This is a genomic window from Aequorivita sp. 609 (assembly GCF_014212065.1).
Classification (GTDB): Bacteria; Bacteroidota; Bacteroidia; order Flavobacteriales; family Flavobacteriaceae; genus Aequorivita; species Aequorivita sinensis.
Genome location: NZ_JACJVM010000012.1, coordinates 233,604 through 244,714, shown reverse-complemented (window position 1 = coordinate 244,714; position 11,111 = coordinate 233,604). Strand labels below are relative to the sequence as shown.

Below are 11,111 nucleotides of genomic sequence, written 5' to 3'. Positions count from 1 at the left end.
AAATCTGCAACAATCCTTTTTTTAAATTCAATTGAGTATTTACGCTGCTTGCGAATACTCCGTACATTTGCTTTCATAGGTTTTCACTCGTTAAGTGGTCAACCTATATCAGAGACGTACATGCATCTAGAGTCTAGAGTCTAGAGTCTAGAGTCTAGATTCTCAAGTCTCAAGTCTCACCTCTCACGTCGCACATCTCACGTCCCACGTCTATCATCTCACATCTAACCTCTCAATCATCTCCCCTTCTCTAAGTTTCTTCGATGCCAATCGCCAGGATATTATTACTTGAATTATTATAAAGGGTAATAGAAATACAGAAATTAACGCACCCAGGATTAGCATTTTTTTGTTTTTCTTATAGCGGTATGGAATTATTGATAGCGGTACACTTTTAAAAAGTGCCAATACCGTTCTTTTGCGACCAAAGTGTTTTCTGAAATAATATAATACACTAGGTATCGGACGCGGTGCTAAGAGGTTTTTAGGGCGAAAAGCATCCCAACTTCCCATTTCACGAAGACCTCCAGAACCTACTTTTAGGTGTACACGACTTGCATGTGGATTGGATATGTTTTTAAAACCATTTAAATAAGCTCTCAACCCAAACTCACCATCGCCCATTCGTTGTTTTTCAAATTGCCTATCGAATAAACCAATAGCACAAAAAATTTCCTTTTTCAATAAGACATTACCTGTATCTAACTGACTCGATATACAAAAGAAAGAGTAGTTTTCAGGTATTTCAGCTCCCTCTACAGACAAGGATACTCCCGAGGAAATATCAGCACCAAAGAAATCCAGGCACTTTAGATGATTAGAAATCCAGTTGGGTTCTACTCTACTGTCATCATCAAACAAAAGAATGTATTCTCCCTTCGAACTCTTTATGGCGTTATTACGTGCCAACCATAATGCTCTTTCCTCCTGATAAAATAGCTGAATATCCAACTTAAAGTCTTTATAGAAATCTTCTCGATAAGGAGCAGATTGATCCACTACTATGACCTCAAAGTTTTTATAGTCCTGCTTCTCTAAATCTTCTAATACATCTTTTAAATACTCATAGCGGTTTAATGTTGGAATCACCACACTAATCATGGGATTTTCAGTAATCAAATTAGCGTTAAAAGACGTCCATCCATCATGTTTTATAGGAGACTTTAAATAGCTACTTCTCACAACCTGCTTCGTTTTTCTATAGGCGTAAATCTCTTTAAACAGATTCTTAAAACTCAAAATGCGAAGTAGCAGTACATAGAGCACCCATACAGGGTGAAAATACTTACGCAGAAAGCGATATTCATCTACTATCGAGAGTTTGTGAAACGAAGTATAAGTTTCAGCATTGCCTATATAGCCTTTATTAACGGCTTGCCAAGACAGATCATATTCCTTTGCATTCTCACATTTAAAACTAATATCAGGCTCCAACCTATCAAGAATTTCTTTTGGTAACTTATCAGGAATAGGAAAAACAGAACTCCCGTCCTTTTTGTAAAGCTGGAAGTAGTGAGTGGGTTGGAGAATTTTAAGTAGATTAAAGAACATCAATTAATTTTTGGAATGCAAAAGATATTTTGAGGTAGTGTGTTGGGTAAATTGAATGGATTTAATTTCATATCCAAAATTTGATAATTCCGTTTAAGAAAAAAGTCAATTAGCTTATTATCATCATTAGTTTCCACAATAAAGATAGGATTACAGATTTCAATTAATTTATCAGCACCTTTTAAAATATCTAACTCTATACCATCAACATCTATTTTAACTAAATCACATTGGTTTAATCCTATTCTGTTGCAAAAAGAATCAAGAGAAACCATTTCTATTGTTGTACTTCGTCTGTTTTTACTTTGAGATTGCAAAATGTTAGAGGAAGTGGAATCTGAAAATAATTCAACATTACGATTTTTACTCCCAACAGCTAAATTATTTAATAAAATTCTTTCTTCTAGTTTGTTAATCTTAATTGAATTATCAAAACTATTATACACTTTTAAGTTAGGTTCAAATGCAATAACCTTTCCTTGGAGTGAAATTGAATTTGCCCAAACTAAACTTAAATATCCAAAATTAGCTCCTACATCTAAAACTATAGCATTATTTTCCTTTGTTTTATATGTTTTAATAAGATTAATGGAGTTATGCAAAATTGTATTCTCAATTCCCCTATTCTTAGCTTTTGATGCAACCTTAATTGAAGCAATAAAGGCAAACTCTGTCTCATATTCTAAATATTTCCTTTTGACTAAAACTTTAACCTGTTTATAAGTTCCGTTAGATCTAAGAACAATATCCCTTATAGGTTTTAATAATTTTGACCGACCTATTCTATTTCTAATTTGTGGGGATAAAGTTGAGTACAACCTTAAAACGAATTTATTTATCATTAAGCATTTTTTTAAAACCAAGTAGAGTTAACATATTTCTTATAATTTTCTTTTGTCATACTGAATTTCTATATCATCTCTTTATTATAAAAAGCTTCAAAAAAGAAAATAACTGTACTCTTGAAGATTTATCATAATGAGATTTTGGGTAGTATAATTTCAATTTAATTTTTCTTAAATTATAATATTTAACTTCTTTTCAACCACAAAGTACACCAAGTAAGTACTAAGTTCACAGAGAAGTTCTTTAGACGCTCTGTGACATTTCTGCACTCTCTGTGGTTACCCTATAAAACTCCAAAAACTCCCTTTGCTGTTTCTGCACATTAAACTCTTCTCTCACTCGATTCTCAGCATTTTGAGTTATTTTTGATTTCTCATGATCTGCCATTAAAAGTACTTTCTTAATTTGTTCTGCCAAAAGATAAGGCGAATATTTAGGCACTACCCACCCCGTTTTACCATGCAAAACATTTTCAGTCAACCCTTCGGCATTACTCACAATACATAGTTTCCCCATGGCCTGCGCTTCTAACACAGCATTGCAAAACCCTTCTTGAATACTGTATTGAATATAAATACTAGCTTCTTCCAATTCCCTCTTCACCTCAGCATGCGGCAATTTCCCTAAAAACTGAACGCGATCTTTAAGCACAAGCTGATAGGCTGCAAAAGCTATGCGTTCATATTCTTTTCCTTCACCAATTATCTTGTAAGTAAAGTCAACTGCTTCTTCTTTAAGTATAGCTAAAGCTTCTAAAGTAGCCACCAATCCTTTTTTCCAGTGAAGACGCCCCGTTGTCATAAAAACTGGAACATCGAGTTTATGCACATCCTTTTTAGAGGTTTTAAACACATTAACATCGATAGCAGGTGTAATTTTTTCTACAGGCACATCTTTAGAAAGCCCGTGTTTTAAAGCAAGATTTAGAAGGTCGTCGGAAATAGTGTGTACCTTATCCACATACTTCCATAGAAGCCTATAGCAATTAGGATGCTTAACGGGATATACAGCAATATCAAACCCTCGAAAACTCACCGCCATTTTTGCACCTATCGTCCTAGCTACAGTTTCGCTCCCAAGCGCCATAGTAGCAAACCCAAAGTGTAACCAATCAAGCTTTGCTTTAAGTAAATGAGCGTTGAGATATAGTTTCTTAAAAACTTGCCCCCATCCCGTTCCTTCAACTCGCTCCAGTTTCACATATCGTACTACCGTGGATACGTATGGTAAAAGCAACACAAACTCTTTTATAAAAAAATATAATTGCAGGAATGGATTCTTACTTACCCTCGGGCTAACTATAACGGGACAAAGTGTAAAGTCATCATTCTTATTCTGGCAAAACAAGTATACCTCTACTCCATTCTCCTGAAGTCCTTTAATCTTGGAACGGAAGAACGTCTCGGAATAGCCAGGAGTTGTGGAAAGAACTAAACCTATACGCATTTATTGATTGTTTTTAATGCAAGATAAGTAAAGTTGTTCATGTCCCTCTACTTCCTTTTCAATTGAATAATTTTCTGTCACAGGTCTTAGAAAGGCCAACCCTAACTGCTTTAGTTCTTTTCTATCTTTCTTCATTAATTTAGTTAACTTTTCTGCTAAATCAATTTCATCTTTAGGTGTAAAGAGATGCTCTGGAAATTCTTTCAAATGATCTTTAATACCAGGAACTCGGGAGCCTAAAACCACTTTGGAATTCGCCATTGCTTCAAGCATCGATACAGGAGACCCTTCTCCTTTATCTAAAGTGGGCAACACGAATATTTCAGCATGATTTAAATAATCAACAACATTCATTTGCTTTCCTGAAAACTTTATTTTAGACTCATAATTTAAATTTGCGACTAACTTATGGAGTAATTGCCCATACTCGTTTTTATCATCTCCTACTAACCACAGCACCCAATCAGGAAACTGATGAGCTATAGAAACAAAAGCATTTATTAAAGTTTCAATTCCCTTAACAGGAACAAAATTAGCGACGCAAATTAATACCCGCTCATTTGTCTTTGTCTCCATCTGTTCTCTTATTTGTGGCAGTGGTTGAGATGCTTTGAATTTATCTATTACTACTCCTCGTGGAATAAGAACAGTTTTCTTCGACGTAGGATAAAATTCTTTTTGCATGTCAGTGTTTTGAACTGCAATTTTGTTTGCTAAAAATGAACGTACTTTCCAAGCGTTTTTCGATCCGCCCCCCCAGCTCATATTCTTTTTAGTAAACACCCACTTTGCACCAGACAAACGAGCGGCTAAAGCCTCACCATAACTAGCAGCATAATGAAAGCTATGTACGATATCAGGGTTTATTTTTTTTATTTTCCTAGAAACTTTATAACAGTTCATAAGCAATTGAGAAATTGGCCGCTCATCAGGAATATATTCAAAAACATGAACAGGAATACCAGAATTCTTTACAACTTGGAAAAAGTCGCCTCGATCATGGCTGCAGAGAATATGAGATTCAAAACGATTTTCATCTAATGCAAGTGCTATATTCAAAAGTGCTCTTCCACTGCCTGCAGTATCAAAATTAGGAATCGTAAATAATATTCTTATTCTTTTCATTTAAATTGTGTTAAAGCATATAGCGTGAAAATCGGCCATTTTAAATCTCCCTTTCCTTCAAAATGATGCTGCAACATTTTTTCAACACCTTTTTTTTCAAGGCCAAACTTAGATAGGTCTGAATCCATTAATCGCTCTCTTACCACTTCTCTTAAATCCTGACGCAACCAGCCTGATAATGGAATGGAGAACCCTTTTTTCTTAGTTTCCTCTTTAACAGAAGGAATGCGTTTTGAAAGCAAATCTTTTAAAAGTTGCTTTTGTCTACCTCCTCCATAACTTAATAAAGGATCAACCTTTAAAGAAGCTTCAATCATGTTTTTATCTAAAAACGGCACTCTTACCTCCAAACTATTCTGCATACTAGCTAAATCTACTTTACGTAGGGTTTTCTGCATCATCCCATAAAATTCAGCATGCCGCATATTACATAACAACTGCCTTATATCTTTGGTATTCTCATATTGATAAACATTGTAGTCTTCAGGTAAAGTAACTTCTGAAAGGCTTGGAGAAACCTCGTCCAACCACGATTTCCTAAATCGGGAGTGTAGTCCTTGTTGTGCTCTACCTTGAGAAGGTGACAGTAGCACACTATTCACTCTTTTATTAGAAGTAGCATATTTATCAAACCCATAAATAGCCTTTCTGATAATACTTGGGAAATGTTGATAATTAATATTTTTACCTATACTCCAAAACCTTTCATATCCAAAAAACAACTCATCACCTCCATCTCCACTAAGAGCTACATCTACTTCCTTTTTAGCAAGCTTAGAAACTAAATAGGTCGGCAAAATACTAAAATCAGCCAAAGGTTCATGTAAAGCCCCCATTGCTTCATCCCAAAAACCCACTACCTCGTTTGCAGACAGATGCCATATTTCTTGTTGCACTTCTAAAGCCTTGGCAAACTGCCTTGCTCTTTCCGATTCATCATGTGTTTTACTATCTGAACCAATGGTAAATACTTTAGGTTTGTCTTTGTATTCTTTTACAAATGAAGTAACCAAGCTTGAGTCAACACCTCCAGACAAAAAGGCTCCTAAAGGGACATCAGATATTAACTGACTCTGTACTGAATTAGACAGTGTTTCCTCTATAAAGGGTAAAGCATCTTTTTTATTGCTTATAGAGTAATCTACATCTGTAGAGAGTTCCCAATATCTAATTTTATTTATACTCCCATTCTTTTTGAATGAAACTATTTCACCAGGCTTTACTTGAAAAGTATCATTATACAAACCAAATGGAGCAGGCATAAAATGCTGCTCTAAATACAGTTTAAACACTTGAGAATCTAATGACTTTTCGATATAAGTTGGATGAGTGCAAACTTGATCATATTGACTAGCGGCAACCAATGTTTTACCATCCCAACCATAGAATAATGGCTTAATTCCGGCATAGTCTCTCACCAAGTATATTTCCTTTTCCAGCGTATCATAAATTACAATAGAAAACATACCATTAAGTTCCTTAACAGTTTTCATCACACCCCACTCTACTAGACAAGCTGCTATAGTTTCTGAATCACTTAACCCTCTGTAATTCAAAAAACCTAGTCGATTCCTTAATACTTGATGGTTGTATACTTCTCCATTAAACACAATATTATATCTGCCATCATGACTTTTAATAGGCTGTTCTCCTGCTTCCGACAGCTCTAAGATTGCCAACCTGTTAAACCCCATTTGTAAGTTATAGTCATTAGAAAGATAACCTTGAGAATCAGGTCCTCTAAATTTTGATTTATTAAGCAAGGTTATAAAACCATGTTTATCTAATTGACTTTTACCTTTAGGTGAATATTCTACTAAGAATCCACACATTGTTTTCTTTTAAAATTTAATTCTCTTATTAGCCTTAACCTCTTCAATACAAGGTTTCTGAATATATATTTAATTCATCTTTTCTCCTATACCACACCGCTAATGTATGCAACATTCCTTCGTTATATTTTCTTTTGCGCTACCGAACTCAAGAAAACACTCAGGAAACTACCTATTTATTTAATTTATCTTTTTCCTTATACCACAGCGCTAAGACTAACAACATACTCACTGGATGCGAATATTTAACCCGATCATCAGTGCTAAACTTATTGTAGAACCGTGTAATCAACTCTTTTGGTAGGAAGGGATGTAAGTTTTTGTCAAAGAGATGCCCTTGAAGCTTTTCATCATTTTCCATTCCCAAAAACTGTAGCTCCCAGTTACGCTGAATTAAAGGTTTTCCCATCTTTGCATTAACAACACGCTTTGCTTTATCTACAATGCGATACGGTAAATTATGTGGAACCTTGTTTTTATGATAATCGTAGAGGTTATACGGCCTTTGAGCTTGCCAAGTAATCTTCGCCACTTCAGGGCTTTGGTTTTTTAAATAGGCTATCTGTATTTTTCTATCGGCTAAGTACTCTTCTGGTATACCACAGATAAATTCCGCCATCCTATTGTCGTAATAAGGAGCTTCAATAGGGTTTGTGGCTTCAAAAATAGCAAATCCTAGATTAGTCCATCGCACTGCGCGAGTACTGCTATAATACGCACGCGCTTTGGCACCTACATCGTCTATTTTAAGTCCGCTCCATATTTCCTTGGTGCGTTGCCTTAGATATTCCATAAACTCTCCTTCCAACTCCCATTCTTTCCATAGAGCTTCGGCCAACTCTTGCCCACCTTTTACTATAATCTTCTTTAATATCCATTCTTCGACATCCTCTTCCGTTAGATCTTTAGGTGCTACGGCATCAAAAAGCACATCGCCCCAATGCCCTAAAGTAAATACGCCATCCATTTTTCTAAACTCATCAATAACCGCCATTTGTCGGGGATGGGTAAATTCAGTGCCGTACTTTAACAGCTTGGCCAATTCATCCACCTTATCCCACAGATAACCATTAGGAATGGTCATATCTCGGTACTCATATCCTAATTCTTTAGCAATTTGACTTGAAATCGCGCCTTCTTTATAACCGTTGTGAAACGAATAACTATAGGAAATCACGGGGTTGTTTAGTTTGGAGTAGGCAACTGCTTGTGTTCTGCTATCCAATCCTCCTGAAAGAGGAAGCAATACGGTTCTATCCCCTGCTTGTTCCTTGCAAATGATATGAAACAAGTCCGTAAATTCCTCAACTGCTTGGTCAAAGGAAATATCCCGAGGCTTGTAATACCATTCAAACCATGGCTTACTATCTACCCAATATCCTTCATCGTCGATGGTGTTGAATGTTCCGGGAGGAAGTACTTTCTCATCTTTCCAATAGGTGTCTGTGCCGAGGAAATAACTAGTGGCTGCAAATATGCAAATGGCCTTTTTATCCAGCTCGTGTGAGGCACGGATTTTTACGTGTTGAGGATGGGTAGGAAGTATTGAGGTTTTTATGGTTTTCATTGAGATTTTGGCTTTTAGAGTTCACGCAGAGAACGCGGAGGACACGCAGAGGTCGAAGATAGTTTTCGAATCATTCATTAAAGTTATTAACCAATCGATGAAGACCATCCTTCAAATATTTGGAATTAAAGTTAATCAGCAACCCTACTGGTTTATTATATAGTTTCAAATAAGTAATCAATTGAGAATAATGAACAGGAGCTAAAATCTCTACCGATTTAACTTCGATAATGACAGTTTTTTCAACCAACAAATCCAATCGATAGCCTGTATCAAACGCAAAATTTTTATATTTTAATGGCACTCCAACTTGTGATTCTACCTCGAGTCCAGCTTCCCTAAGATCCATTTCGAGACATTTTTCATATACGTTTTCTAATAATCCCGGCCCCAGCGCAGAATGTAGTTTGAAAGCCGTATCGATTATCTTTCCTGTAATGGCATTAATTTCCATATCAATTCAAATTGAAAAGACTAATATACAATTATTTCCCCTCTGCGCCCTCTGCGCTACTCTCAGCGTCCCCTGCGTGAAACCTCCCCAGTACTTCAAAATACAGCCTTTCCATTCCCTCAATCATCCCTTCCTCACTATGCTGCCTCTCCACCTTCTTCCGAGCAGCTAGTCTCACCTTCTCAATCTCCTCCACAGACAACCCACTAAACCTCATCACCCCTTCCGCCATAGCCTCCGGATCACGAATGGGCACTACCCACCCCTCTACACCATCCTCAATCAACTCAGGAACACCCCCACAATCAGTACTCAACACCGGAATCCCGAGCGCCATAGCCTCTACCGCCACATTAGGCACTCCTTCCTCCACACTTGGCATAAGCAACAAGGAAGCCTCCCCCATCATTCTAAAAACCTCTTTCTGTGGTAGTCGCCCCATTAAACTAACACAATCCTGCAGCCCTAAATCTGAAATTAAAAACTGAAGCTCCTCATCCCCAGCACCACCGATAATGGTATAGTGAAAAGGAAAGTGTTTTTCTTTTAATATTCGGCATGTTTGGAGCGCATAGTCATACCCCTTTTTCCAATGAGTTCTCCCAACAGAAAGCAGTTGAAGTGGTTGTGTACGCTCATATTGAGAAGAAAACAAGAACTCGCTTAAAGGGAGTCCCGTATAAACTACGTGGTTTAACTTCGAAGGAGAAGACCAAATTTTATCGCCATTAGCAACTAAATCCTTAGACACCGAATGAAACCCCGCAATCTTAGGATACCAATGTTTCAGGTAGTTAAAGTTCTCAGGCACCACAAACGGCCTTACATTATTATGAAACCCACGCTGACTAAGAACCAATGGTGTTTTTTGTTCTTGTAGTGTTTCTTCAAACCATGAAATTACAGACGGCCACTGTAGATGAATAATGTCTGGATTAATAGTGTTTAGAACAAAACTGAGGTTCTGCTCTTGAAGTTGCTTCTTATTACCTTGAAATAAGTTTTTAATCGCCGAAGCTATTTTCTTTATAGAGCCTGATTTTAAAGCATATCCTAAAGAAGTTTTTACAAATCGAAACTTACCTTGATTACTGCCTAAGGGCATATAATGAACACCTTTAACCTTCTGCTTCAACTCCTCATTAAACCCAAGGATGTACACCTCATTCCGTTTAGCCAATCCCTTTGCTAAGCGATTGATAAAGGCTGTGGTTTTAAAACTGCCGTCGAAGATGATGATTTTTAAAGGTCTAAACAAAACACGATGTATTTAAGCAGTATAGAATCTTTCTATTTGTAGTGATACTTCCTTCCATTTCAAGCTTTTGCTTTCCACCCTTGACAAAACACCCAATTGGTTTAGTCTCGTTTCATCATTTAGCAATCTAACTGTATTATTTATTAAAGTGTTTTCATCTCCCTTTTCAACCAAAATACTGTCTGTATTTTCCAAATACGCCATATTTCCTCCTACTCTACTTGTTATTACTGGTAGTCCACATGCCGTTGCCTCAAGAATCGAATTACAAGCCGTGCTGTCAAACATGGGTAAATATAGGGCAGTAGCTTCTTGATAAAATCTTAATAGTCTATTATCATCTACTTTTGTAAAAATCTCTACATTAGGATGTGCTTCAATTTTAGAAACATACCCTGGATGCAATACTACATTAACCTTTAAGTCTTTTATTTTTTCTGCAAGTTTTGGAATAGTATTATTAAACGTTTCAAAATCCCTTAAATGCTGACCGACAAATAGGAGTGTATTCTTTTTCTTTAAATCTAAATTAGGCTTAAAAAAATCGGTGTCAACTCCGTGAGGTATATATTCTACTTTGTCTAAATCCAACCACTGCTTTAAAAACTCTACCTGATTTGCTCCAACAGCAATCGCTCCATCTAACTGCTTTAGCGAACTATTATCTGTAATAGTAGATTTAAGCACACTTGGCGGTTTGTGAAAAGTGGCATAGAAAGAGGTGTTTGGGAATCTTTTTTTAAAAAAACCTAAGTGTCTGATATCACGTTCTCCATTTAAAAAATGAACTATAGTTTTTTCACCCTTTTGCTTCTTAAGCAATTTGTATAACTCTATAGCCTTTAGCACGCTACTAGAATTATATATCCCTGCTTTTTGCGAATGTATTTGTGCTATGAACTTTGCAAGCCGATACGGAAAGCCTGATTTTCCATATACAACTTCACCGTCGATATAATCGATTAACTTTCCATAACCAGAATTTTTGGCATGATGAGAGGAACGATGATGGACAAATATTCTATTCACAGC

The 11,111-nt window shown here is 36.4% G+C and carries 9 protein-coding genes; all 9 read right to left on the bottom strand.

What is annotated here, in order from left to right:
- Nucleotides 1–213 precede the first annotated feature (213 nt).
- Nucleotides 214–1,551 carry a glycosyltransferase family A protein gene (locus H4O20_RS06755; protein ID WP_185098692.1) on the bottom strand — a complete coding sequence of 446 codons (1,338 nt, stop codon included), beginning with the start codon at nucleotides 1,549–1,551 and terminating at the stop codon, nucleotides 214–216.
- Nucleotides 1,551–2,393, bottom strand: a complete 843-nt coding sequence (locus tag H4O20_RS06750; protein ID WP_185098691.1) for an FkbM family methyltransferase — start codon at nucleotides 2,391–2,393, stop codon at nucleotides 1,551–1,553. Before H4O20_RS06750 ends, H4O20_RS06755 begins: the two co-directional genes overlap by 1 nt.
- A 247-nt stretch (nucleotides 2,394–2,640) precedes the next feature.
- Nucleotides 2,641–3,843, bottom strand: a complete 1,203-nt coding sequence (locus H4O20_RS06745) for a glycosyltransferase family 4 protein (protein ID WP_185098690.1) — start codon at nucleotides 3,841–3,843, stop codon at nucleotides 2,641–2,643.
- Nucleotides 3,844–4,968, bottom strand: coding sequence for a glycosyltransferase (locus tag H4O20_RS06740; protein ID WP_185098689.1), 1,125 nt, complete (start codon nucleotides 4,966–4,968; stop codon nucleotides 3,844–3,846).
- Nucleotides 4,965–6,800: an asparagine synthase (glutamine-hydrolyzing) gene (gene asnB, locus H4O20_RS06735; RefSeq protein WP_185098688.1), complete on the bottom strand. Its 1,836-nt coding sequence runs from the start codon at nucleotides 6,798–6,800 to the stop codon at nucleotides 4,965–4,967. The genes H4O20_RS06740 and asnB overlap by 4 nt, the downstream gene beginning before the upstream one ends.
- Nucleotides 6,801–6,972: 172 nt before the next feature.
- Complete coding sequence (locus tag H4O20_RS06730) at nucleotides 6,973–8,367, bottom strand: asparagine synthase-related protein (RefSeq protein WP_185098687.1); 1,395 nt, start codon at nucleotides 8,365–8,367, stop codon at nucleotides 6,973–6,975.
- A gap of 70 nt (nucleotides 8,368–8,437) precedes the next feature.
- Nucleotides 8,438–8,821 carry a GxxExxY protein gene (locus tag H4O20_RS06725; RefSeq protein WP_185098686.1) on the bottom strand — a complete coding sequence of 128 codons (384 nt, stop codon included), beginning with the start codon at nucleotides 8,819–8,821 and terminating at the stop codon, nucleotides 8,438–8,440.
- A 31-nt stretch (nucleotides 8,822–8,852) separates the two neighbouring features.
- Nucleotides 8,853–10,079: a glycosyltransferase family 4 protein gene (locus H4O20_RS06720; protein ID WP_185098685.1), complete on the bottom strand. Its 1,227-nt coding sequence runs from the start codon at nucleotides 10,077–10,079 to the stop codon at nucleotides 8,853–8,855.
- A 12-nt stretch (nucleotides 10,080–10,091) separates the two neighbouring features.
- Complete coding sequence (locus H4O20_RS15330; RefSeq protein WP_185098684.1) at nucleotides 10,092–11,108, bottom strand: glycosyltransferase family 4 protein; 1,017 nt, start codon at nucleotides 11,106–11,108, stop codon at nucleotides 10,092–10,094.
- Between the last annotated feature and the right edge of the window lie 3 nt (nucleotides 11,109–11,111).